The 24,008-nt window shown below is 59.5% G+C and carries 31 protein-coding genes; 6 read left to right on the plus strand and 25 right to left on the minus strand.

The window, feature by feature from the left end; translation table 11 throughout:
* From G3N96_RS04450 to G3N96_RS04470, 5 genes are all read right to left on the minus strand, one after another.
* A partial coding sequence (locus G3N96_RS04450; RefSeq protein WP_206136373.1) for a hypothetical protein occupies positions 1-562 on the minus strand: 562 nt, incomplete at its 3' end.
* Complete coding sequence (locus G3N96_RS04455; protein ID WP_206136374.1) at positions 559-912, minus strand: hypothetical protein; 354 nt, start codon at positions 910-912, stop codon at positions 559-561. The genes G3N96_RS04455 and G3N96_RS04450, both read right to left, overlap by 4 nt.
* 2 nt (positions 913-914) lie before the next feature.
* Positions 915-1,211 (minus strand): hypothetical protein, encoded by a 297-nt coding sequence (locus tag G3N96_RS04460; RefSeq protein ID WP_206136375.1) that lies wholly within the window; start codon positions 1,209-1,211, stop codon positions 915-917.
* A 20-nt stretch (positions 1,212-1,231) separates the two neighbouring features.
* Entirely contained in the window at positions 1,232-1,684 is a 453-nt protein-coding gene (locus tag G3N96_RS04465; protein WP_206136376.1) for a hypothetical protein, read from the minus strand.
* 309 nt (positions 1,685-1,993) lie between these two features.
* Positions 1,994-2,686 (minus strand): DUF2786 domain-containing protein, encoded by a 693-nt coding sequence (locus G3N96_RS04470; protein ID WP_206136377.1) that lies wholly within the window; start codon positions 2,684-2,686, stop codon positions 1,994-1,996.
* Between the two features lie 408 nt (positions 2,687-3,094).
* Between G3N96_RS04470 and G3N96_RS04475 the strand changes: the two genes are divergently transcribed.
* Genes G3N96_RS04475 through G3N96_RS04490 form a run of 4 tightly spaced genes read left to right on the plus strand, consistent with a single transcriptional unit; the run spans position 3,095 to position 5,604 of the window.
* A complete protein-coding gene (locus G3N96_RS04475) occupies positions 3,095-3,475 on the plus strand; it encodes a hypothetical protein (protein ID WP_206136378.1) in 381 nt (126 codons plus the stop codon).
* Positions 3,476-3,484: 9 nt separating this feature from the next.
* Positions 3,485-4,390 carry a hypothetical protein gene (locus G3N96_RS04480; protein WP_206136379.1) on the plus strand — a complete coding sequence of 302 codons (906 nt, stop codon included), beginning with the start codon at positions 3,485-3,487 and terminating at the stop codon, positions 4,388-4,390.
* 9 nt (positions 4,391-4,399) lie between these two features.
* Complete coding sequence (locus G3N96_RS04485) at positions 4,400-5,209, plus strand: hypothetical protein (RefSeq protein ID WP_206136380.1); 810 nt, start codon at positions 4,400-4,402, stop codon at positions 5,207-5,209.
* A 17-nt stretch (positions 5,210-5,226) separates the two neighbouring features.
* A complete protein-coding gene (locus G3N96_RS04490) occupies positions 5,227-5,604 on the plus strand; it encodes a hypothetical protein (RefSeq protein ID WP_206136381.1) in 378 nt (125 codons plus the stop codon).
* Between the two features lie 39 nt (positions 5,605-5,643).
* On the opposite strand, the gene G3N96_RS04495 is transcribed toward G3N96_RS04490, so the two are convergent.
* From G3N96_RS04495 to G3N96_RS04555, 13 genes are all read right to left on the minus strand, one after another.
* Positions 5,644-5,955, minus strand: a complete 312-nt coding sequence (locus G3N96_RS04495) for an H-NS histone family protein (RefSeq protein WP_206136382.1) — start codon at positions 5,953-5,955, stop codon at positions 5,644-5,646.
* Positions 5,956-6,036: 81 nt separating this feature from the next.
* A complete protein-coding gene (locus tag G3N96_RS04500) occupies positions 6,037-6,597 on the minus strand; it encodes a hypothetical protein (protein WP_346778876.1) in 561 nt (186 codons plus the stop codon).
* A gap of 366 nt (positions 6,598-6,963) precedes the next feature.
* Positions 6,964-7,422: a hypothetical protein gene (locus tag G3N96_RS04505; protein WP_206136383.1), complete on the minus strand. Its 459-nt coding sequence runs from the start codon at positions 7,420-7,422 to the stop codon at positions 6,964-6,966.
* A gap of 4 nt (positions 7,423-7,426) precedes the next feature.
* The gene (traW, locus tag G3N96_RS04510) at positions 7,427-8,629 is read right to left on the minus strand and encodes a conjugal transfer protein TraW (protein ID WP_206136384.1); all 1,203 of its coding nucleotides are present in this window, start codon (positions 8,627-8,629) and stop codon (positions 7,427-7,429) included.
* Positions 8,626-9,006, minus strand: coding sequence for a hypothetical protein (locus tag G3N96_RS04515; protein WP_206136385.1), 381 nt, complete (start codon positions 9,004-9,006; stop codon positions 8,626-8,628). The genes traW and G3N96_RS04515 overlap by 4 nt, the downstream gene beginning before the upstream one ends.
* A 147-nt stretch (positions 9,007-9,153) precedes the next feature.
* A complete protein-coding gene (locus G3N96_RS04520; protein WP_206136386.1) occupies positions 9,154-9,525 on the minus strand; it encodes a hypothetical protein in 372 nt (123 codons plus the stop codon).
* Positions 9,526-9,604: 79 nt separating this feature from the next.
* Entirely contained in the window at positions 9,605-10,003 is a 399-nt protein-coding gene (locus G3N96_RS04525; RefSeq protein WP_206136387.1) for a hypothetical protein, read from the minus strand.
* The gene (locus G3N96_RS04530; protein WP_091923928.1) at positions 10,000-10,197 is read right to left on the minus strand and encodes a hypothetical protein; all 198 of its coding nucleotides are present in this window, start codon (positions 10,195-10,197) and stop codon (positions 10,000-10,002) included. The genes G3N96_RS04525 and G3N96_RS04530 overlap by 4 nt, the downstream gene beginning before the upstream one ends.
* Before the next feature lie 8 nt (positions 10,198-10,205).
* On the minus strand, positions 10,206-13,061 hold the full coding sequence (locus G3N96_RS04535) for an LPD1 domain-containing protein (protein WP_206136388.1): 2,856 nt from the start codon (positions 13,059-13,061) through the stop codon (positions 10,206-10,208).
* A 50-nt stretch (positions 13,062-13,111) separates the two neighbouring features.
* Complete coding sequence (locus G3N96_RS04540; protein ID WP_059976981.1) at positions 13,112-13,336, minus strand: hypothetical protein; 225 nt, start codon at positions 13,334-13,336, stop codon at positions 13,112-13,114.
* Positions 13,337-13,346: 10 nt separating this feature from the next.
* On the minus strand, positions 13,347-13,793 hold the full coding sequence (locus G3N96_RS04545) for a hypothetical protein (RefSeq protein WP_206136389.1): 447 nt from the start codon (positions 13,791-13,793) through the stop codon (positions 13,347-13,349).
* On the minus strand, positions 13,781-14,419 hold the full coding sequence (locus G3N96_RS04550) for a DNA topoisomerase (RefSeq protein WP_206136390.1): 639 nt from the start codon (positions 14,417-14,419) through the stop codon (positions 13,781-13,783). The genes G3N96_RS04545 and G3N96_RS04550 overlap by 13 nt, the downstream gene beginning before the upstream one ends.
* Positions 14,420-14,434: 15 nt before the next feature.
* Positions 14,435-15,022, minus strand: a complete 588-nt coding sequence (locus G3N96_RS04555; RefSeq protein ID WP_206136391.1) for a hypothetical protein — start codon at positions 15,020-15,022, stop codon at positions 14,435-14,437.
* Positions 15,023-15,336: 314 nt separating this feature from the next.
* Between G3N96_RS04555 and G3N96_RS04560 the strand changes: the two genes are divergently transcribed.
* A complete protein-coding gene (locus tag G3N96_RS04560) occupies positions 15,337-15,627 on the plus strand; it encodes a helix-turn-helix domain-containing protein (protein WP_206136392.1) in 291 nt (96 codons plus the stop codon).
* Positions 15,628-15,664: 37 nt separating this feature from the next.
* Positions 15,665-15,856, plus strand: a complete 192-nt coding sequence (locus G3N96_RS04565; protein ID WP_206136393.1) for a hypothetical protein — start codon at positions 15,665-15,667, stop codon at positions 15,854-15,856.
* A 12-nt stretch (positions 15,857-15,868) separates the two neighbouring features.
* Here G3N96_RS04565 and G3N96_RS04570 read toward each other — a convergent pair whose 3' ends face one another.
* From G3N96_RS04570 to G3N96_RS04600, 7 genes are all read right to left on the minus strand, one after another.
* The gene (locus G3N96_RS04570) at positions 15,869-16,276 is read right to left on the minus strand and encodes a hypothetical protein (RefSeq protein ID WP_206136394.1); all 408 of its coding nucleotides are present in this window, start codon (positions 16,274-16,276) and stop codon (positions 15,869-15,871) included.
* A 73-nt stretch (positions 16,277-16,349) separates the two neighbouring features.
* Complete coding sequence (locus G3N96_RS04575) at positions 16,350-17,081, minus strand: hypothetical protein (RefSeq protein WP_206136395.1); 732 nt, start codon at positions 17,079-17,081, stop codon at positions 16,350-16,352.
* A gap of 835 nt (positions 17,082-17,916) precedes the next feature.
* Entirely contained in the window at positions 17,917-18,864 is a 948-nt protein-coding gene (locus G3N96_RS04580) for a DNA/RNA non-specific endonuclease (protein ID WP_206136396.1), read from the minus strand.
* Positions 18,861-21,485, minus strand: coding sequence for an ATP-binding protein (locus G3N96_RS04585; protein WP_206136397.1), 2,625 nt, complete (start codon positions 21,483-21,485; stop codon positions 18,861-18,863). Before G3N96_RS04585 ends, G3N96_RS04580 begins: the two co-directional genes overlap by 4 nt.
* Before the next feature lie 89 nt (positions 21,486-21,574).
* On the minus strand, positions 21,575-21,856 hold the full coding sequence (locus G3N96_RS04590) for a hypothetical protein (RefSeq protein ID WP_206136398.1): 282 nt from the start codon (positions 21,854-21,856) through the stop codon (positions 21,575-21,577).
* Positions 21,857-22,147: 291 nt separating this feature from the next.
* Positions 22,148-22,612 (minus strand): hypothetical protein, encoded by a 465-nt coding sequence (locus G3N96_RS04595; protein WP_206136399.1) that lies wholly within the window; start codon positions 22,610-22,612, stop codon positions 22,148-22,150.
* Positions 22,613-22,622: 10 nt separating this feature from the next.
* Complete coding sequence (locus G3N96_RS04600; RefSeq protein WP_206136400.1) at positions 22,623-23,996, minus strand: DUF87 domain-containing protein; 1,374 nt, start codon at positions 23,994-23,996, stop codon at positions 22,623-22,625.
* Positions 23,997-24,008 lie beyond the last annotated feature (12 nt).

The raw sequence follows: 24,008 nt of genomic DNA on the forward strand, positions 1-24,008 counted from the left end.
TGGCAGAGGAGCCACAGTTGCGCGATACGCGTGCGGCGAAGTCGAGAAGTGCGGCCGATGGATTGGCCGCATAAAATTCGACCGCCGTTCGTTGGTCCTCCGTCATGTTGGCAGAGGAGGCGCGGGCCGCGCCGGGTTCGTAGTCGTAGCTGTCTTCATCGACCTTCAATTCGGCAGTCGTATGCGTGACGATCCCGGACACGATTCCGACAACTTCCGTCGACCATTCCTGATCGTGCATCGCCTCACGGCGGTATTCGTTGATCGCGTCGCGGTGGGCTGCATCACGTTCGGCGTCGGTATCGTAGAACTCGACGTGAGAGCCGGCCGGGTCGTAAACGAAATAGCCGTCGGTCGTGATCGCCGCCCGCTTGTCCGCCGGCGCGGCTGCGGGCTGCTCGACAGGGGATGCGGCAAGGATCAGTTCGTCGGAGAATCGCGCGAACGAATCCGCGTCCTGAAACAGCAGCCCGGAGAAGTAGGCTCCTGCGTATTTGCGCGCGATCGCTTCGATCGATTTGCGCGTCAGCGCATCAGCGGGGCTCTTATCGGTGGTGGTCATGCTTCCTCCGCTGCGCGCTCGGCAAGCACTTCGTCGACCTTGGTGCGCGACGCGGACCCGCGTGCGGCTCGCTGACGGCGCAGTGCGTGCGCGAGCGCCCACGCATCATCGGTGAACGTGACCCAGTGCGTCGGGTTTCGGCCGTATTCCGAAAGCGGCCCCAGCAGTTTCCCCGGCACTCGGCCGAACGACAGAAGGCCCGCGTCCTCGAACTTGCGGAGTGCCGCCAGATCGTCATCGTTCATGCGCTTGCCTTCAAGCAAGCCGCCGTAGTCCACGCTGCACGATTCCGCGTAGAGGATGATGCTGCGCTCGACCTTCGTGAGCGTGATGATGTCGATGGTGGTCATGCTCATGCTCCTTCGAATTCTTGGTCGACGCGCATAGGCCGCGAAGCGTCGCCCGCTTCAGCGTGCTGCTTGCGTGCCGTTCCCAACGGGGTGATTGCCTCAAGCGCTACGCAGCCCGAAACGCCTTCCACCATCACCACTGCGGTGTGGCCGCTCAGCACCCATGCTTCACTACGCGTCTTCGTCGCAACACCCTCGTCTTCACCGATGATCCGGTGGTACTTCACGATCGCGCCGACGCCATGCTGGCGATTCCAGTCGGCGACCACTCGCTCCAGTCTTATCGATGTCATTTTCATGATGACCCTCGGTTGTTCGCCTAGCTGCAAGCGGCGATAACTTCCTCTTCCCACGCTTCGATAGGCGAGTCGCCATCGAGATACGGCTCGATCCACGGATCGCCGGGCTTGCACGCACCAGTATTCGCCGTATAAGAGCGTTCGCCCCACTGACCCCACGCGAGTGCGTCGATCCGCTCCAGCCATACGTCATACGGCAGATCGCGCTCCACTTTCTCGACGCCGATGACCGGATATCCGAGCGATCGCCCATCATCCAACAAGGTGATGGTGTCGCCTTCTTCAAATACCTTTTCCGTGAGCGCGCGACCTTCCCAGGTCAGCCGCTGAAACGGACCGCAATAAACGATCACGCCATCGACCACATAAAGCGTGGTCAGGTCTTGCCCCCGATCCATGAGATCGACCTTGTACATCGTTACGTCGCGCTTGCTCACGCCAGCGGGATTCTCGGCACGCGCCTGCTCTTCCATGAACACTCTCCACTGATCAAACACACGATTTGATATTAGGTCAGTTTATCTGACCGAGCAAGTACGATCTTCGGATTGAATCGGCCGACTCTTCATGATGTTTTCCAGATCATTGAGATCTGCGAATCGAACGATTTCGCCATCGCCCACAACGCGGCCGCCCGACCCATAGATTTGGATCGTGCAGTCCTCTCCCCAAACCCTTCGCATGCGCCGGATAACGTCGTCACGCGCTTGATCATTCGCAAACATCCGTCCTCCATCCTCGCAAGCCGGCGGCTCGCCACCCGAACTCACCCATACACGCCATCAGGAAAGGCGCAATGCCTCACTGGACGCACTCACGCCACTAAACAGACGTGCGGACCGACCGGCATCCTTGCCGGCGAGAAAATCCCCGTAGAGACTGCGATCGATTTTCGAGTCCGAAGTCCGATCGCGCGGCTCCAACTCGCCGCTTGCCTCCGGGTACTTCAACTTGATATACGCTGCGATCGCGGCTTCGTTCTTCGAATCGGCAAACTCGCCCACCTGGTTCGCAACCGTCGTGACCCACGCACCACAGAACATGTCGGCCCGCTCGATTTTTCGACTGCTCGCACAACGCTTCAATCGCGCAGCGATGTACGCCGCGCGGGCCTTTTTGCACTGCCGAAACAGCACCTCGAACGCGTAAGCGGCAATTTCGGCCGACTGCCCGACGCCGATGAAGCGCCAGCCTCCATTTTTCCGGTAGCTTTCGAATATGACCGCGCACCCGAACGCCGCGCCAACCGTTCCAACCAACGCCGCTTCCCACAGCGGGGGCCGACGCTTTGCCCCTGCACTCGCGGCAGCATCGGCAACCGAGGCTGCTTCGACCTGATCCTCGTTGATGCCATGCAACCGCATGAGCGCACGTGCCTGCCGCAACGCGGCAGCAGCTTCGTGTTCGTTCGAGCTTTTAGACAGAGCAAGGCATTTCCTGATCTTTTCGAAGACTTTCACCTGGTCGGGGGTCATTCGTCACTCCATCGATAGCTGTGCTCTACGATCGCGTCGCGATCGCACTGCTGAGTTCGTCCGGGGATGGAAATCGCCGGCGTCGCATCGGACATCGGCGTTGGACCGCTGGCTAGCGCCAGGGCTTTGGAATACTGGTGGATTGGCCCGTTAGAGCGGTGATACGTCACGACATCGGCGCGAGCGCTAAGCAACGTAAAGAAGCTGCTCGACATTGGCTCGTTTCCAAAAAAGAGCCGGATGAACGGTGCAAGTCCATCCGGCAATCCGAGGGCCATTCCGGGTCAGCATCCGACTTCGAGCGGGGTCTCGTTTCGGGCGCTTTCCCGCTACGGAAATGCCGGTATAATGCAACCGAAAATTCCGTATGATTGTAACGATACATGCAAAGTGACAGGGAGTCAAACGATGCAGATTCGCTTGCCTGACCCCGCAGTACAAGAGGTCGTGTCCGAAATCATTGACGTGACTGGTGATGCCGATCTCGCGAAAAATCTCCTTCGCCTTTCACTCATCGCACCACATCAAATCTGCGACGCAACCGTAGCAATTGCAAGCGCGACGCTGCTTGCGAAAACCGCGATGCCGCAGGAGCAGGAGAAATTTCTGCGTGCAATGCGGTATCAGTTGGCTCCGATTCGGCAGGACCACACGCTCGTTGCACTCGCTCTTGCACTGGTCGAGGCTGACGCAGCCACGACCGACGATGTGTTCCGCGATCGTCGGATCATCTCCGACGCACTCTTCGAGTCGCGTCTTGCGGCAATCAAACAGCTTATTCGCCACTGAGGTGACCGAATGGGGCATCCGTATTCCGCAGTTGAAACGGGCCAGATTGCGCCCTCCCCGATTGAGCGGGCCGGCGCAGATACCACGGCTTACGACGCCGAGATCGTCGGGCTGAACAAAAGGCAATTGACGGCGAGAGTGTTGACGATGGAGGCGGAGCAGGCCAAGCGCGAGCACCTGCTCGGTGATCCTTCCAAATTGGCCGATTACGCCGTGGACAAAGGGCTATCGGTCGATGAAATGAGAGCGTTGCTTCAATCAAATCACGGGAACAACGCTGATCGCCTCGCGAGGTACAAGGAAGTGCTCTCGGTTAAGCCCGATGAACCGCGAGCGCAAATCGGTTGGAAAGAATTGCAGCCTGATCAACATCAACCACGTAATACGGATACCCGCCGAATGAAAAGCTTTCAGCGTCTCCAGCAACACATCCTCGCCACCGACCGCGCGTTCGGCCAAGGTATTGCAATCACGCCACGGGCGGAAAGACTGCGCGCAGCGTTCCGCCGCGGCGTCGCAGTCGGCGCGACAGCCGGCGCAACACTGATGGCAGCAGCCGCTTACGTGCAAGTGGGCCCCGGCTCCTACGACCCGCAGAAGCTGTACGTGGGCGATGCGAGCGACAGCCGCGTCATGGCAAGCATTTACGACCACCACCGGAAACTGCTGGCCGCTCGTGAACGCGTTCACGATATAAAGCTCGCCATGATCGCAGGGGATGGGCCCGAAAGCCTCGAAGAGCAGGCCGCACAATTTCGCGAGGCCCGTGCAGATGAACAGCGAATCGCTCGCGAATTCGCACAGCAGACCCATGGTCTCTCTTCGGAGCAGATCCGCCATATCGTCGGCGACGACGACTCATCGCAGGACGACTCTGAAATCGTCGCCCAGGCTGCTCCTCGCTTCCGCCCCTGAGAGGCCATCATGCTTGCGCCGCATTCCACCCGACTCTTCTTCGATCAAAACGACGCCTTCCGCTGCGACGCAGAGGACAGCGCCCAGGTTGACGCGTACATTCGCGCGATGCGCGTTGTACAGCAGCGTACCGGTGCCACGCCTCGATCGGCTCTCAGCAACCGCGCGCCTGTCCATATCGAGTCCTTGTCCGGCCCCCTCTCGGTCATTCGCGTTTCCGGCGCTCCTCACCAGCAAAACCCTGCGCATGATCCTGTAGCGCTCTCGCCGGCGGAACAGGCGCTTTTCATGAAGCGCGGAGACCACTTCATTTTGAAGACGGAGCGCGAAGGTATCGAGCATGCAGCCTACATCGCACTCGACTACTCCATTTCGCCGCGGCTCATCACGTCAGACCGGCCGATCGTGCTGCGCAATCCGATCGACGCCATGATCTCGGATCTCAACGCTACCCGGTTGCTCGAACTGGTACAGCACAGGGAATTGACGGCCGCCGAGCAGTTCATGGCATGTCAGACCATGCCACTGCTCTGGAAGCGTTACGGTGGTGCGCCTGTCGCGGCAATCCCGAATCCAACCGTGCAAGATGCAGCCGAGTGCTACGAGTTTGCGCAACACTTTACGGACCCCTACCAACGCATCCGCTCCATCTCGCAACTGAATTCGGAATGGGCAAGGGTGTTCCTCGGCCCTCAAGCGTCCACACAAGCCACGGCGGCAGTCAATGACTATGATGTCGCCCTCAGCGATCAGCCCCTCCCGCCCCCCCTCGAATCCGCAACGCCGCCAGTCGAGCAGCGACCGCGGATGCGCATGTAGTCGTCGGGAAAATCCACGTGAGCACGCCAAAGCAACGTGTCGGCCGGCCGGCTACCCGCGCGCCACGAAAGCGCAACAGCGTGCTCACGCGACTACGCGCGCAGATAGATGACGGATTGTTGCGCATCGTGCCGAAAGCGCTATGCCGAGCGACACTCGAGATCTACACGGGGAACGGAGAAGGTGTCCTCTACCAACTCGGAACTCAGCACTATGTGTGGGTTCATTTTTTCGGGAATGCCACGTCCCGCAGCCAGTATTGCGCGATCGTCACGACCGCGAGGAAGGTAGTGGTCCAGGCGTCAAAGGAATGCGTGCTGTGCCGGGACGCCGATGACGTCATCGCGGCACTGGTCGCCGAAATTCGCCGGCTTCAGAACGCAGGCGCAATGTAGCATCCGATATCATCTGATATCAGACGCTATCACCTGATATCATTCCGCCTCGGCTAGGAACTTGTCGCGGTTCCTTGCCTTTGCAATCCAACCAGGTGCGCGCCCCTTACCGCTCCAGGTCGCGCCGGTCTTCGGATCACGGTACTTGACCGCCGAGGCCGGCTTCGCACCCGCTGCGCCCTTTGCCGCCCGCTTACGGCCGAATACGTCCTGCGGAGTCAACCCATAGGTGGCTACCTTTTCGCGAATGTCTGCGACCACTTCCGCAATCTCCGCTTCGCGTGCCGCCTTGGCTTCTTCCTGAAGCGATTCGATCTGCGCCTTGATTTCCGTGTAACTGCGACCCGCCATGATTTCTTCCTTTTATTCAGATAGCCAGGAGGATGAGTGCCATCCCCACCATTCAACAAGCGGCCGGGCGGCCGCACATTCTCACAATCGCATCTTCGGCCGCGCTTCGGCTAACGACTCTTCATCGTTCGACGTTTCCCAGCACCACGAACCGGCACCGACTGGATAGACAGTAAGGGTCTCGCCCTCCACCTGAATCGAGACGCTCACGAAAACGTCGTCCTCGCCGGTGTTTTCGTCATGCGCGATGAATGCGTCACGCTCCTCGTCATAGCGGATCTCGGGCATGATCTCGGACAGACGCATTGCGGTTTCACGATCGAAGTGCGGCATCGCCCATCCGTTCCACGCAAGGCCATTGCTGTATGCCGGCAGATTGACGCCTTCAGGCAACCAATCCGCAGTGATCGACGCTCGCTCGAAAGCAGGCACAGTTGCAGGGACAAAGTTTCTCTCGAAATCGGCGCGCGACATCGAGCGCAAAAAACCTCCACCCTGAGGGGTGAATTCCACAGTCGGACCTATGCTCGAAACCTCTATGAGACGGCGGCTCGCGTCCCGATACAGACCGCGCTCGGCGCTGTTAGCTTGAGCGTGAAGCACTGCTTCCGTCTTGCGCTGAAACTCTTCGACCTTTGACACTACTTCCCCCGTTAAGTTGTTCGTGAATCAATCTACGATCGCGGGGGGCGAATCTCAGACGCGTGCGGAAGACCGCGAAGCGCATCATCGAAATGTCGTTTGCGCTCCGGATCGTGGATGATCTTGCTGATGTACTCAGCGCGGCAACCCCACCATTCCGCCAAAGCGCGGTTGGTCCACCCTTTCGCCGCGATGGTCGCCTTCGCCTCGTCGGTCGTCAGTAAGCGGCCACGGCCGGCTTCAAATTCCGGCTCTTGCAACAGACCATGCGTGATCGCGCTCGCCCTGGCTTTCGCCCTAACCATCCTATTCCCCGACCTTGAACAATAGTTCAATGTTAGCTCACAGCCGTCCGGCTGCGCACCATTACATCTTCATCTTGGGCGCGTGCTGGTACGTCGTCTGCCAGAACTGTTCGAGTCGATCGATTTTGTCGCTCGCCGCTGCGCAGAATTCCTTCATGGACGCGGGACCACGTTGCTCCAGTCGCCCCACGTCGCCCCGCAACGACGCCAGGCCGTCTGCGTACTCGGCCTTGAGATTCTTCATGATCGACTCCAACACGTCGATCGTCGCGCCCTTGACGAGTCCTCCCGTTCGAGCGGACTCCAGCGACTCGGAAAACGCCTGGTAGGAGGCCACAAACGCCTTCGTGACGGCCTTCGTCGATTCGCTATCGCGGCTGTCGCCTAGCGCGACATCGACCGCTTCCCGAAACCGCTGTGCGGTCGCGGCGATGCTCTTTACTCCGCTATCGACTCGGCCGATACGGAACATCGCGAGCCGGTTCGCCGGCGACGGAACACCCGCTTCTTGATGAATCATCTGGTCACCTCGCGTTTGTCGCACGCACTCGTTGAAGCTGAGCCTCCAGCGCCGGTCGATCGCCTGACCGCTCCAGAGCAGCCACAACTTGGCCAAGCAGCACGTCAATGTGCTTGCTCTTCTGGAACTGCTGATACAGGAGATCCGCCATGAAAGCCGATACAAAAAGCTGTTCGCGCTGGAGCTTCGTCGGATCGGCCAACGCGGCAAACTCGATCTGCCAGTACGGATTTCTCCAGCGACGCCCCGCCTCGAACTCCATCAGTTCAGCCTGGCTCATGGTGCCAGTGCTCTTCGCGACACTCGAAGCGGTTGCGTTGAAATACTGAGCGGCCGCATCCGACTGCTTGATGTCTTGAATCAGTTGGGCGCTGCCCGGAAACGGCATGTGTGAAGCGATCTCGTCGTTCATGGCCTTCTGCGCGGACGACATGTTCGCCTGGTATGCCTTCTGCATTGCGATGTACAGCTTGCCAACTTCAGTCGCCGCCTCGGCCTTCGAAATGTTCTCCGGCGGATTGGGATCGATCGCCATGCGCGCGTACGCGCGCGCAGCCTCCTCCTGATCCTTGGTGAACGTCAGATCGGCGTCCTTGCCCGGCATGCCGGCCCCGGTAAAGAGCGAATCCGCGTTTGCGTCCGCATCCGGCATGGAAGATGTCGAACAGCCGGGATACCCAAGCTGCACTTCGACAGCGGTGCAATACTTCGCCTGGTGGATCGCGGTCGAAGCCCGCCGCGAGGCTTCTACGGCCGGCGCAGGACCGTTCAGCGCCTTGTTCAACGGCGCACTACTGACGTTCGCTCCACCACCCGGCCGATAGCTCGACGCCGTCGTGTTCGTGCTGTGGGACGCTTGCATTGCATAGTTGCTGGTCGACGTCGCACAGGGATCGATCGGCAATTCGGTCTCGCGGGAGACCTGATCCCGCTCTTGTTGCCGCTGCACCTCGAGCGCCATCTCGCGTTGCGTCTTTGCCGCCTGCACGATGCTGTCCGACACCTTCGAGCCGATGCTCGCAACGTCCGTATCGATCTCGTGCAGGATGGTCGACAGCGCTGTTCCGAGAGCCGCAACCGAGCCGACGATCGCCGTAGAGGCGGCTTGCACTGCCCCAACGACGCAGCCATCACAAACGGCATACGCGCTGCTGGACTGCATCAAGGCAGCAGCCGACAAAACTGACAGAGAAACGATCTTCTTCATTGAAAGAGCCTCGACAAGCTGCCAGTGATGGTGGAGAGGACGCCGCCGGATGTAGGCAACGCCTGATTGAGCCCCTCGGAAACCGCGCCTGACAGCAGACCGCTCGACCCGCCTACCGCGTTCGTCACGCTCTTCTCGATGTTGTCGATCTGCTGTTGCACCGCAGCCTGCGCCTGCGCCATCGCCTGCTGCGTGGTCGCCCGCGCCTTGTCCGCCAGCGCCTGGCAGGACGACTGCTTGATCTTGTTGAATGCCGCATTCAGCAGCACGCTGTTACCCAACCATTGCGTCGGGAACTGCGGGAAGTTCTCCAGGCACGCCGTCTGCAACTGATCGAGCAATTTAAGCTGCTGCAAGTTCGTGTCGATGTTGTTCATGCGTCGTTGCTGCTCCTGCGCCTGAGCGTTCGACATTTGCGTTGACATCGCGCATGTTCCTGCGATCGCCTGCCCCGAGATCGAGGAGACGAGGGCCGCGATTGTGAGCAACCGGGCGGAATGTCGGATCGTCATTGGTGGTCTCTCTCAGATATCGGACGGTTGCCATGCCGCGCGAGCGCGTTTATCAGGCGCCATCCAGCAGTATTCGAAGATCGGGTACAACTCGATTGTTTGACCACGAGCCGGTTTGAATACAAGTTCCGCCGCTCTGACTAGCAGCAACAGGATCGGCTGATCCGCGTCGTCAGGCAGAACGACGGACTTACCGAGCAGCGCGCTCTCGTGCGCAACGATCTCCGCTCTGATCGGTTGGTTGAAGGCGCGCTGACTCCTGGTGCTCGCCACCTCCACGATCAAAGGGAGAAACCCCTCGCGATGGAAAACCTCCGACGCATCGCATTGCTCTCCGCTCAGCTCGAAGGTGCATTCGAGCACCTTCTCGTAGTAGCGAGCCAAGGCTCGATGGTGCTCGACCGGTATTCTGAAACCGTCCATATTTCACCACACAAAATACATATCGTTGCAATTATACGTACTACAACACGCACGACAAAGCACGGTTGCGGCTTGCCTGTCGCACCGCTGCGTCGTGCTCGCTACGATCGGAATCAGTGTTCGAGATCGAACGAATCTGTGCGAGCACGCGCGCCGGAGCAGCGAGCGTTGCATCACGCATCGCCTCGGGCGGAACGTTGAGCGCGTCGCAGCACAAAGCAAACGTAACCACGCCTCGATCGCCCTTTCCGCCCATCCACAGCAGCGCACTATGCCGATCCGCGCGGCGCACTGCCGCCGATGGCGTCCGGTCGAGCGGATCGGGTTCCGGCCGGGACAAGTCAAGCGCCGCGAGTTCGAGCATTTCAACCGCAAGGCTCTTGAAAATCTGCGCGGTGGCCGTCCGCTTTTCGTCTGCCTCGAATGTCGCTTCGCTCAAGATTGCACCTCGCCAGCACGCAGTTTCCTCAACACCAACTGATGCACCGCCTCCCCGTCGCCGGCGAACGCCGGCACCAGCGCAGCGGAATCTGCGACGCTCTTTCGCTCGATGTACCGCGCGCTGAAGAACTTCCACTCGTCGGGAGTCAGATTGTCCCGGACGCGTTCAATGAATCGAATGAGATGAGACACTGAAACTCCTATGCCGCCTTCGGACGCGGCGCAATGGATTGGACATCCTCGCTCACCGACGCAGGCGCAAGCTCCTGTCTCGTGAACGCCATCAGGCCATCGAATGCGCTACGCATTGACTCCCGATCCGCTCCGACTGGATACGGAGCGTTGGAGGAAAGTTCGAAACGCGACTCTTCTGTTCCATGAACGAGATAGTCGTCCTGCCAACCTCGCCCGGCGCACTGATCCTGCACATACGCCTCAAAGCTGCGGGCAGACAACTCGCGCACGGAAGACCAGTACGCCTTCGCCTTCTTCTGGTCGAACTTCTCCGCATCCTTGAAGAACTTGGTATTGACGAGCCGTTTCATGTACTCGGACTGCAACAGCGCATCTCGATCGGTAGCGACTCGGTAGATCTCGGGCAATGCCCGGATCGCACCCGCAATGCGGGCGAGCGTATCTGCAACTGCCTTTTCTTCAGCGCGCGCCAGGCTTGTTTGAGGACGCATATTCGACAGCCGCTCCACAAGTGGGTGTCGCTCGCCGGGGCGTAGCTGCGGCACCCGATCCTCGGCCACTTCGTGAAAAACTTCCTCAGTCATGCGTTCAGCGGCGCTATGCCGAGCCTGATATGACTGATCCGGCATCAGCACACCAAGGACGCCAGCCACATGATTGCAGACCTGATATCGCGTGGCTTCGAGGCGCGCCGTCGCGGCCGACCTTGCCTCGTCTTCGGTATATCGACGGACCGTAAGCGCGTTTACGCAGTTCACGAGCGGGAGCAGACGCTCGCGAAGGTCGTCTGGTACATAGCCGGCCTGCGCAATCTCATTGAGACGGGATACGCCGCGCGTGCGCTGCTGAGTCAGGAATAGCTCAGACGCAAAGTAGCTGTTGCTGGTTTTCGCCCGACACGGAGATCCCGCAATCAACTCCCGAACATGCTCACCCATGTAGTCGTCAAGGGCGTGGAAGAACTCATGGGCGAGCGCCCCCGCCCCCTTCAGTCGAGTGAGGTTGATGACCTTCCGCGCCGGTTCGTAGTGAGCGAGCGCCCGGCCAACGCCGCGGGAGCCGAACGCAAGGGCCAGCGTACCGCCGAGACTGAGGAAGGTCTTCGGCACGCCGAGCACGCGCGCGAGGGTGGAAAGCGAGTCGTATGCTCGATTGAGAACGTCTTGCCGCTCAATATCCGGTAGCCAGTTCCCGAATTCGCACGCGCGGAATCCAAACGTCTCCAGAAAGTCATCCGGCTTGATATCCCGGCCACCACGCTCATCAGGGGCACCAGTGCGTTTGATGTGATCGAGATGGGGACGCGACAGGTATTGGTTTTCCTCCCCGTCGTCACGCGAGGCCATTGTCGTTGCGCGCTTCTGGTTCGAGAGCGCCTGGCGCTGCTCGATGAAGGCATACAATCCATCCGAGTCCATCTGCGATGGCGAGACCCATTGGTCATTGATGTGGAAGCGGTGGCCGTCATACAACGCTTTTGCACGACGATACCCACGTTCCGAGTCCAGCAAATAGTTGGACGCAAAGCGCCATCCTCTCGGATCGCTGCTAATGACTTCGTGATACTCGTCGGCCACCCGCCTCGACACGGATCCATCGCGACGCGTGATCTCGATAATCCCGGCGTCAATGAGACTGCGCTCGAAAGCCGATTCGCCATCACCCGACAGCAATTGCTCACGCGAGTGCAGCGCGTTCGCGCAGTCTCGGACCTTGGATACGAAGTCGATGTACGCGGCCGCATGTTGCGGGTTCGCGATTCTGGACTGAATGTCCTTGCGCAAGGCATTTATGAAGAGCGCAACACGACAATCAATGCCCTCGTCGCGGAATTGATCCAACGACTTGCGCGGCCAGATATTGTCGCGAGCGACCAGCTCCAGCTTCTCTCGGTCGTTCATGCTTTCGAGATCGGATCGCGACAGCGCTTTCGCGTAAAAGTCCTTCCGTGCTCCACCAATCTTCTCTCCGGCATCCTCGATACGCGCGCGTTGCCGCTCGGCGCTCTTGACCCCACGCCGAGGAGAAGGTTCGGCCGTCCGCTCTTGCACATCGTAGGCGTTGCGTTCCCGCCCCTGCTCCGGCACCTCTCGGCCTGCCTGGACGGACTCAGCGACCGCCTTCGAGACTTCGGCCAACACGGCGAGCCGCCGACGCTGAAACAGGATATGCCCTTCCTTCGCACGCAACGTCTGAAGCAGCGCGACAAGCGCATCCCCGGAATAGGCCACGCCAATGTCGTAGTTCGACAGCGCGTCAACGCCACAAATCCGCAGTTCGTTATACCGATCGATGTCGTCCGAAAGTCGCTGCTTTGTTGCGTCGGTGAGGGCCGCCAGATGGCTGCGCGCGCGCTCCCCGCCCGCGCGAGGCACGCAGAAATCATCGATATACCACTGCCGAGTTTTAGAGTCGATCTCGCCATCAAAGGCAGCCGATAGCGATTCTTCCGGAAAGCCGGAGATTATCGACGCCACTTCAATCGGATCGACCTTGGCACGAATCTCCGCGAGAGTCTCTTCGAAGGTCTTAGGCTTCCGCGTGGGCTGGTCCGCGGGGCTCGGATTCACCGAAGGCGAGCCCCGCCGGATCAACGCGTCCAGCGAAGTGGAGTCGTCTACGAGATCGAGATCTTCGTATCCGATGAGAAAGTCCGACGTATCCATCTCAGCGATGTCACGCCTTACGTCGAAGCCAGGGAACCAGGCTTGAAGGTCGCTCGTCTTGAACGAAGAGCGATCGCCAAGCCACATTCCAGTACCGACCTGCTCGAAGCCGAACGCCGACAGATCACTGCGGCTATAGCCGCGAACGACGAGACGGTTGCGGCCGTCGGGCGGGCACTGCGCCGCAATCAGCATCTCGGCCCCATCGTAGCGCGCAAGGTTTACCCACCGCCGTGCCGCCACAATTATCTCCTGAACGTTTGCCGGAGACGTTGCGAAGCCTTACTGGCCTCCACCTCCTGCAATACAGGCTCCAGCTTCTCGGAAGCCGAATTGAACCAGCGCTGCGCATTGACCATGTTCTCGCGGCTCGGTTGCACGCCGATGCTCATATAGCCCGCGAGACGGGCCAGATGGCGGCCGGTCTGTTGCAGTTCCCGCACCAGCTCGATGTTGTCGTCCAATGCCATGTGTAAACCTCTAAGTGTGATGCACTTCAATCAGATCTTGTTCAGTATCGGGATCAACCACGAACGTCTCTTCGTCCGGCGTATCGCGGTCGTCCACGAGGCGCACGTCATCCGCCTCACGAAAGCTCACACGCAGCGTCCTCAACGCTGCCGCAACGTCTATGGCCTCGCCGGTCAGACTCCGACGCATCGATTGCGGCTCCAGTACGAATTCGGGGTACAACCGACCATGGATGCCCTGAAAGCAGACGAAATCAATTCCCTCGCCGTCGAGAGTGACCGTCGCCATCAGATTGCCGTTCAGCCAGGCTTCAAAGTCAATCCGCCCCTCGGCAGCAGCCGTTTGCTGCACGAGGGCCCGCCGGTCCCGAGCCGGCGCGAACTCGCTTACCAGAGCCAGCATCTTGACCTTAAGAACTCCGTATAAACCAGCGGCATCCATCATCAGTCGATCCATTTCGAATGCTTGCACGAAGGGAAATTCGAACATCCGACCACCTTCTTTCCGGAAGGAAGCCGCTTGCCAACCATTCGACCTTTGTTGCACTTCTCACACGTCTCGCCGTGCCCCGGCAAGGTCTCGTCAACCTCCGGTCTCGGTTTGTCCTCTGCCGTCTTGATGCCCATGCGGTCGAGGTCGAATTTCACGCTCTTGAGAGCCTCGACAAGCTTCGTCGCGTTACCGCGAATCATCACGTCGAACTGCTGACGCGTCATCTTTCCTTGCTCAATCAGACCAAGCGCCATCTCCCACTTTGCCGTTGTAACCGGATCGGACAGCTCCCGCGGCAACCGCTGGATCAACTCGATGCCCAGGTTGGTTGGCTCAAGATAGCCCCCCTTTCCGCGAACGACGTACTTGCGCTGCCTGAGGGTCTCGATAATCGCGTCGCGCGTCCGATCAGTGCCTATGCCCTTTGTGTCTCGAAGAACCTTCCGATCGGCCTCGTTGCTCACGAATCGGTGAATGTTCGTCATGGCCGTGATCAACGTTCCGTCGTTAAAACGCTTCGGCGGAGTCGTCTCGGTCTCGCGCAGGCGCGCGACACCCCCCGTTAGCTTCTGACCGACCTGATAGGACATAGGCACCATCCGCCGTTACAGATGCGTGCCTGTCGCCTGCGCGACGGCATCCAGCATCGCTGCACGGGAGATCTGCTCGTCGACGGGATCGACCGCACCAGCGTCCGGTTGGCCTTCGTCTTGCTTCTTCGGCCGCGCAACGCGCGCGCTCATGAAACCCAACTTCGCGTGCAATGCGGCATCGCACGCTTCGGTCACCCATACGGCGACCGGTTGCACGTCGGGAATGTTGTTCAGGTCTTCGTCAACGGGATTGAAAATCACCGTATCGAAGAAGACTTCGCCGCCGTCGCCGCGGGAGTTCACGACATTGCCGATCGCGACGGGGAAGTAGCCGATTTCGCCGGTACGCGGGTGAACCTTCCGGGTGGTCAGCGAAATGTACTTTGCGCCGGTCGGCGCACCGTCCTTGCGCTCGTTCACAAACGCGAAAACCGGAATCCGCCCGTCACCGAGCCCCAAATCGATGTGCCCGGTCAGGACAGCTTTGCTGTCCGGCTTGCTGGACGGCACGAACACGGCCGTCTCGAACCACTTTTCGCCGCGCTGCACGACCGCGCGAAGGACGGGCTTTACTTTTTCAGCCACACCAGCAGTGCTCATGATCGCTCCACCAAGGAAAGGATGAGTAATGGCAACGCGCATTTCGCGATTCCGGCGACCCGAAAAATTCCGTAGCCTTGTAACGATACGCACATTTGCTTAACCAATAATATTCCGTTTCCCCGTTGTTGTCCAGTCGCCACACCTCTGGTAAGCCCGCCAGTAGTGGGTTTGCGCCCGATGCTCGTGCTCGCAGCACGGACAGACAGTTAGTTGCATGGAATGCACCATTCACTCCCGTAAATACTCACCTCTCTATCACGCCATCGGTCGCACTTGCTTGGTCATATAAACTGACCTAGAGTGCAGGGTTAATGCTCAAAACCACGACCCATATGACGAAGCCGGAGCCGTTTCCCAAGGGCGATGTTCGTCGTCTGCTCGCACTTGCGCTGGCGATCGCCGAGGAAGAGCGAGCGACGCTGACGACCCTTTCCGCGCGGACTGGCCACCACAAGCAGACAATTCAGGACGATGTCGAGAAGCTTCGCGATCAACTCGGCATCGCTATCGAGAAAGACGGGCCGGTCTATCGCCTCGTCTCGTGGGGGCCAGTCATCAAGCAAAGCGGCCTTCGAAAGTTCTTGTTAGGTCAGTTAATCTGACCTAACATCCTCCCATTGGCAGGCACGGAGACTTTTGATGACAACTCTCGTTCAGATTGCGCCCGGCGTTGTTTTCGCAGCCGAGGTGATCAATCCCATGTGGGGGCAATCAGTCCAGGCAGTGGAGCGGCCGACGACGCACCATGGGGTCGAGACTGACCAAACCCAAGAGAGCCACGATCAGGAAGTCAGCAAGGGCGGCCAAGGCGAACAGATGGCGCTTCTCTGAGAGGACCGCAGGTCAGCCTTCCAGAATGGCATCGATCTTCGCCATCCACTGTTCCGCGTCCCGCGCGCCAAGCATATGCACGTCGAATAGCGGTGTTTGAGGACTCGCGATCGCGATGCTGATGCGGTTGTTGATCTTGGTCCCGTTTTTATCGAGCCAATGCCATGTCCGCGTCCGCACATCGGCGTAACTGAATGTGTACGTGGAGTCCCACCTGACGAACGCTATCTCCCGACGCGAGTCATCGAAGAGCACGCTAACGCCCCCGCGCGTCAGGGCGTGACTGGCCCGAAAGCCCTTGCGGCCAAGCTCGAGAATGCGCCGATCCGTTTGCGCCTTTCGCCACGAGGATTGCCGAAAACCGGCGACGAGGATTGAAACAATAGCTACCGGTATCCCGATCCACAGAAGCAATTCCATTTACGCAAGCCCTCTCATTGATTCTTATCTGCCCCCGTTAACGGCAGGCGGGGCAGATCCTTGATAGCGGCGCTTACTGCTTGCCCAACGGCGGCACCGGCTTAAGGTGAGGCACAGGCCGCGCCAAAGGCACGTCTCGCAACAGCTCGCCGTCATACGGGACGATCTTGCGCGCGTCGCCGGCATCCGCCACGGGAAACATGCCAGCAGCAACGTGCTCACCGGCCTTATAGGCGACCGGCAATCCGAACGACAGCGCGCAAAGCACTGCAACAACCGTCACTACCAGCCCCGCAGTGGAAAGCACTTTCCCTATGCCATTGAGGACCATCCTGCCGATGCCAGCCGGTTGCGAAGACTGCGAGCCGGCATCGAGTCGGACGGGCACATCCGGCAAATCGACAACGGGAATTGCCGGCTGGGTAATGCCGAGGCTTACCTTTACCGCGTCCTGAATGCGAACGATCAGATCTCGTGCTTCCGACTCGGTGAGACCATCTACGAGGACGCCCTGGTGACCGGAATCCTCTCCATCCGTCGCCACGACACTAAACACCGCTTCCTCGATGTCGCCGCGTGCCTTGTGCCCAGCGCGAATGGAGAGGCGCTTGACGGCACGCCCCCACCTTTCCGGTTTCCAGTTATACGTTGCCAACGAGCCTTCGCCAGAGATGACAATCTCGTCTTGCGCTACGTCCACGCGCAACGGCGTTCCTTCCGCCCGGTGAGCAGAGCGCCCACGCGAATGCACCTGTGCCGCGTGATCCAGTTGTGTGACATCGACTACTTGGTCCGATAATTCCATATGGCCTCCTTTGCTTTCTTCCACTGCTCTCGCGACTGATTACCGATTCCACTACCGCTCCAAGGACGCGCAAGCTTCGGCTGCTGCAGGGCAAATCAACAACATGCCCCTGCCTCGGGAGGGTTTAATCGCCAGGCCAACCACGTGTGCCGGATAACGCAATGCGAAGTACCCCTGCCTCATCGATACGTACCCCGTGGCGACCGCGGTGACGACGTTCCATGTACGACGCGCCTTGAATGACAACGACCTCGCTCGCCAAAGCGCAACCTTTTCCTCTTGCGACTCACACGAGCCGACGAGTTGATCATCTACATTTTCCATGCGAGTCTCCCTCTACCGTTGGGCACTGGTGCGCCGCCCCCGCCTCCACGCGGACAACATCGCCGGCCGCGATCCGATCTAGAATCGTTCTCTCCGCTCTACGAATCTCAGCCACCGTAGCGGTCACAAACTGACTATCGTGAACCGCCAGTGCGGGCCCGATCGCGCGATACGCTTCTTCATCGACACACCATCGGCCACCCCGTCGCCCTTCGGCCCCAAGGCGCGCCAGACATTCTTGTGCGACGCGGATACAAGCTACCTGCTCGCTCCTGAACCCAAGCTCGCAGAGCACGAGAGCGAGATTCAGCGCATAGGCAAGCTGATTCATGCCCGTGTCTGTCCCTCGCCCCATTCGCATCTCCTCGAGAGCAAGGTGATACGCCAACTCGACCTTCATGGCATGGCCTGGCGGGACGAGAAGACGGTCTCCGAAGAGGCGCACGAAGGCAGCCGGATCTCGCCTGGAATGGTGAATTCGATTTCCGCGCTTTCGCATGCCCGCCTCCCGTCAGTAGCGAAGCGCACGCACAAGCGTTCGTACAGCGCCGCGCGCGAGCCGCTCGTTATGCCAACGCTCTCGCGTCCTTCCTTCTTCGACAAGCGGCGCAGATTGGCCATACACGCTGCTGATCGGGCTCGACGGAGCGATCCCGATTTGCCACATCCCCACGGGACCGACCGAAAGTCTTTGCCCGCCCGGCCGGGGTGTCGGCAACCCAATCGCAGCGGCTTTCACTCGGTCAGGTAACGCCGGAAAGGGGTCTACGCCCGTCGCGCGCGTCAGGTCGGCGATCGAGATCACCGCATATGCCTCGCCAGGCTGATTGAGCGTGATGTACGCGGCGGCACCGCGTTGCGGGTCGTAGATTGCCTTCCAGACGTGCGTAGGCACCTCTACGCCCCTGCCGATCGACGCGCGCGGGCCGATAAATGCGGGCCCGGTCACCACATACAGTTCGCCGTCGTACTTTGCGAGGGCACGCGTAGCGATTTCGATGCCTTGCCACAGATGCCGATTGTTGTCAGGTGACTGCGGCACCATGTTCGCGAGGGAAAAGCTTTCGAACTGCGAGCGCTCGTCCGGCATGTCGCCGCTCGGCGACATGTGCCCCTCATCCCTACCAGAGCCGAGATAGTCCTCGCGTTCCGCGCGATCTCGCGCACCGATCGCTGCCTCCGAATGGAACGCATCGACGCGCTTCTGCCGACGTGCTGACTCGACAGAGGCGCGCGTCAGATGCTCCGCCGACCAGATCGCGGTCCGGCTCACACCAGACTCCGCCACGGAGTAGAACGAGAAGCACAGTTGATGCCCCCGCTCGGCGAGATCGACCCGCTGAAGATCCGGGGCACGTCCGCCGGCGAAGAACTGTGGACAGGTCGTAGGCGACGCGCCGGCCGCACCGGACAGCAGCGCAACCACGCCAGCAACAACGTAAGCGCGATGCAGCTTCATCGCGATTCCCCGGCAGCGCCCGCTTCGTCTGCACCCGCTCCCATGCTCTCCGAGCGCCACGACAAATAGTCCTCGACGCGATGGAATCCGGCAGCCGCGGCGTTCCGCTCCATGCTCCACCACGTCTCGCCAGCGGCAATCAGCGAATGGTATTTTTCGGCGAGTCGGTTCCTTGGATCGTCCTTCGGACGCACCGGCGGCGCATTGCTGCGCACGTCTTCCTCTTCTTCCGTTTCGAGGCCAACCTCGTCAGCAACCTTTTCCCAAGGCTTTTCTGCCCACAGTCGGCGGATCTCGCCCTCCTCCTCCTCCCACAACCACTGATACGTAGCGCTGCTGATTTCGGTCTCGAGCACGCCCACGATCTTCGCGATCCGCTCCACCTCTTGTTGCTGGTATTGCTCTGTCCTGTCATAGAACTCGGAGTCCCGATCAGCTTGCGCCGCCCATGGCTTCGCATCCCACAGCTCGCGTATGTAGTCGTCTGTAATACCCCACCGAATGCCATCGTAGATGTATCCCCACGCCTCGCTATCGATCGCGTCAAGCTGTACGCCAAGAAGAGCCGCGACGCGTGCTTTCTCATTCGCTTCCAGTTCCAATTCGCTTGCCTCGATAGCGGCATCACGCCGAGCCTCTTCTGCGCGAGCCTCACGCTGCGCTTCCGAGATTCGCCACTGCGCTTCGCGGGCGTTCCTGCGCACAATCTCCCAATCGGGAGGCGGCGGTAACGCGCCGCTTTCGACGAGGCGTGCGTTGATCGTCAATACGACGTCCATGTCCTCCTCGGCAACCGTATCCGCGAAAAACGGCAGCGTGGTCATATCCTCGATCGCGCGCGGCAACTCGCGCTTCTGCCGACCGTTGTTCGCCCGCTCGATCAGCCGTTGCTCGTACCACAACTTGCTCCGGTCTCTGTTGCCCTCGCCCTCCATGCTGTACACATACTTTTGCATGAACAGGTGCATGTACCGTTGGCGCTCCGCGGCCATAGCGATCGAGATGTCGTGATAGCGCTGATAGAACGCCTCGTCGTGTCCGCAATCGATGCTGTCGCCCTGGTGGGCGACTTCATGCTCGGTCAGACTGAACAGGTAGCCGGCCGTTTTGATCGGGTCTTGCCTCAGTCTCCGCACAATATTGGCGTTATAGGCGATATACGATTCGCCGTCCGTCCACGCTTCCATTGCGTTGGACTCGCCAAGCAGAATGTGCCTACGGTGCTCGTGTCCGGACAGATATTGCGCACCGCGATTACGAGTCTTCCGCCCGCCCGCACACAAACCTGCGTACTGCTGGAGACACCAACGCAGGGCGGTCCACATGCGCCGCGTCTCGCGATCAAGTGCGTCCTTCTCAAGGACAATCGTCGTGCGCTCGACAAACGCCTCGCGCAGGGTCGTGAAGTCGATAAAGTCCGGTACGGCCAGACCGTCGATATTCCAGACACGAAGCGGATATCGTTCCTCTCGCGTCAACGCAGCCCACCGTTCCCGAACGATCGGCATGATGCGCTCAAGCGCGTCGCGAAAGTCTTCAGTGGTTGGGCAATTGAAGCGCGCGAGCGTGACCGGATGGATAATCTGCGCGATCTTCTCTCGCGCGATTGCTTCGGCTTTCGGAATGTCGAATGCGTTCTCGGCGACACTCGCCCGGCCGCCGTGCATGCGGCCATTCAGTTCAAGGAAACCAAACAGCGACAGGTGCCGCTTGCCAGGCAGCAGTGTGATGACCTCACCCGACGCGAATACCTGAAGAAGGTTTTCGGTGCCGGCGAGCAGATCATGCGCCGCCTTCTCACGACTCGCCTCTGTCTTTCGGTGCTCACCAAGCTGTGCCGAGATCTCGCGAGCCATGGCCCCAAACTGCTTCGCGATCGGCTGCCACACCGTACAGGTCTTGCGCAGGATCTCCGTGCGGGAAACGTTGAGTGAGATCGCCCTCTTCGAGACGATCAGGCCACCCGCGCCCCACTGATGCGAGGAATCGTGACGAACGAGTACCCCTTGGTTGTAGATCGATACCGCACCCTCAACCTTGACGCGATACCACGCGAACTCGTCCTCGTGATCCCATTTCTCCGATCGCGGATCGCGTGAGATAGTGCGACCGTTCAGTTCGACGCTGACCGGCGTATAGCGGACGAGATCGCGGATTTCCTGTGTCGCCGAGAGCAATTCGGTGTCGGTCAGCGGCTCATACCACTTCCCGGAGATGTCGCATCCCTGCACTCCAGTGGAATTCGTAAGATCGTCTAGATCGTAGCTGTATCCCATCGACCGGGTATCGACGGTCATCTGCCAGAGATTCGACTTCCACACGGTGCTGGCATGCGCCATGATCTGACCTCGGCCGAGCCGGAATCTGCCATAGGTGGCGTCCCCCTCCTGATGAGGCGTGCCGAATCTCCCGAAGTAGCGCAGTACGTCTTCACGGCTTGCAAAACCACGCCCGTCGTCCTTGCACGTGAAGCCTTCCTTCGACATAGTGAGCACGACCGAACGGGCGTCCGCGTCCACCGAATTCATGATCAGCTCGATCATGGCCTTGCCGATAGATCCAGCTTGAGAGTGGATGATGTGATGAATGATGGCGGGATCGAGTTCGAACGGAAGTCGCATGGCCGGTTCCTGGTTGATATTGATCGCTGGCGTGGTCAGCACACTGGCTGTTGCCGCCGGTTCGCAGCGGCAAGGGTCAGTGCACCTGGTCAGTCACGCTTCGGCGCTGCGGCCGCGGGCACGAATTGTGCGACGGTCCACACGCCCCGATCGCAGAAGACCGGAGTGCTGTCTCGCATGGAAATGATCCCGTTCGGCGCGCAGCTTTCTACCATGGCCGCGGCCCCCGCGCTCGGCCTTGCCGATGCCGCAGCCGCCTTCGAAATCGACTCTGCGACATGAACCGACGAATCAGCAGCGTTGGCCCAAGAAGCGCTCAACATCCACATCGATGCAGCGATCGTCACTGCAATCGCGGTACGTTTTTTCATGATTTGTATCCGGTAAGTTAGTTTGTATGCTTACATTTATACGCAATATTTCATCTACAAAAACCGACGACCTATTGACCGCATTCGATCCTTGCCTGCCCCGAGATCTTCACCCCTGACGAAATGGAGCAGCGCTCTTGAGCGTTGACCCGTGCCGCATTCGCCGCCCAACCGCAAGCAAATGCCACGATCGAAACGAACACCGCCAATCTGATGGCGTTAGCCTTTTTCATATAGAACATTCCCTTCTAAATTGATCGTTGATGTCCCGCGCCACATGTCGCATTCCTGTCACGTTCGCGCGCACCTCGGCCGACCGCGACTGCGCAAGAGCAAAAGTCCGCAGAGCCCCACGAACGTGCCCACGATCAGCGTCATATATCGGCCTACGGAAAAAAGCATCCAGCGGATCAGATCGTCAACCGACATGCTCGACAGCGGAGTAGCGGCGAGCCGATCGCGCTCGATGAGCATCGCCCGCATGGAGGGATCTTCGGACAGACGAAGTGCAACGCGCTCGATCGAGACAACACGCTCACGCAATTGCCTGACTTCACGCCTATTCGGCGACGGGTCCGCCGATAACATCTCGGCCACGGCCTGGCGCGCAGCACCGTTACGCGCAGCGAGTGCCCGCACCTCGGAGATTTCAACTTCGCTCGCTGGTATTTGATCTCGCAACCACATCGTGGCGCTGAGAATCACGAACGCGAACAACGCCATCTCCACCATACCCAACTTGGGAAGCTTTCGCATCTGGTAGCTCCTATTGCAACTGGACGTTGTTGAACTTCGAATTCGTCGCACCCTTCTTGTCCATATAGACGGCAATGGTCTTCTGCGGCGTGATGAACTTCAACACGCTCTCTTCGATGTTCAATTTCTTGCAGGATACGGTCCAGTAGTAGCTGTCGATCCCGAGGAGGATCTTCGTGCTCACTGTCGTAATCACACCTTCAGGGAAGTCCGAAGGTGTTTGCGCCACACACCAGAGCGCGAGACCAAACTTCCGCAGCTCCTTGGCGATCTTGTTGTAGATGCTGTCCGGATTGTCATCGAAGACAACCGGGCTTTCGTCCAGTCCGATGATCTCCTTGATTTCAGACTGCAAACCGCCAAGCTTGCGGCTGCGAGCGATGTGCTGTGCGCGAACCTTCGCGAAGACGAACTTGTCCTCTTCGTCCAGGTTGGTCAGGTCATAGGACCAAACGCGAGCGTTCTCATCGAATGGAGGCGGATTGCCGTTGAAGATTCCGATGGCCTTGAGGTTCTTCAAGCGGTCGATGACGCCTTTCAAGACTTCCTTCGAGTCGTACTTGATCAGGTCATCGAACTCGCGACCAGTTTCGATCGAAGACACATAGTCGGAGACGCGTTCAAGATACTTGCTCTTCGCAACTTCCAACTGCTTCTCTGCTTTCTCCTTGTCCTCGATGTCGATCTTCTTCTTGCTCGTCGTTACGGCACGGTTCATCTGCGCAGCCGCGCGGTTCATCTCCTCGAGCGCGGCGACCGCACGATTACCGTGCTCGTTCATGTTCAAGCCGCCGTACATCGCCTTCAGTTTCCGTTCGGCGAGGGCGATCGCATCCTCAAGCGTCGGATAGTACCGCTGCATATCCGACCAACGACGGCTCGCCCACATCTCTGCACGCATTGACTCGGTCATTTCTTCCCTAATCCACGTGTCAGGATCATCCTCGTAGATCCCATAGGCTGCGAACACGTCGGTCAGTATGTTGCGCATGCAGGCTTCCTGCCGGTCCATCAGCTTTCGAGAAGTCTGGTTGATGGTCGAGATCAGGAAGTTGATTTGCCGATCGACACCGCCCGATTTCGGATTGGGGTCGAGCACGAGCGGGTTGTAGCCGTAGCGGGTGGCACGCGAGAATTCCACGCGCGACTCACCGGGCACAATCAGGTCGCCGTGAACGTCGAGATTGTGATATCTCTCGAAGCCGGGGCCGGCCGTCTTCAGCGCTTGATCGATGAAATTCAGCAGTTGGAACGATTTCCCCGTACCCGATTTTCCGCACAGGATGAGATGTGGATTGATGAGCGCATCCGAGTCCCAATAGACCGGAACGTCCTTGCTCTCCTTTTTTCGGAGGTAGTCGTTATACCCGAGGAAGATCTTCATTCTTCAGCGTAG

Source organism: Burkholderia sp. Se-20373 (genome assembly GCF_017104705.1).
Classification (GTDB): Bacteria; Pseudomonadota; Gammaproteobacteria; order Burkholderiales; family Burkholderiaceae; genus Burkholderia.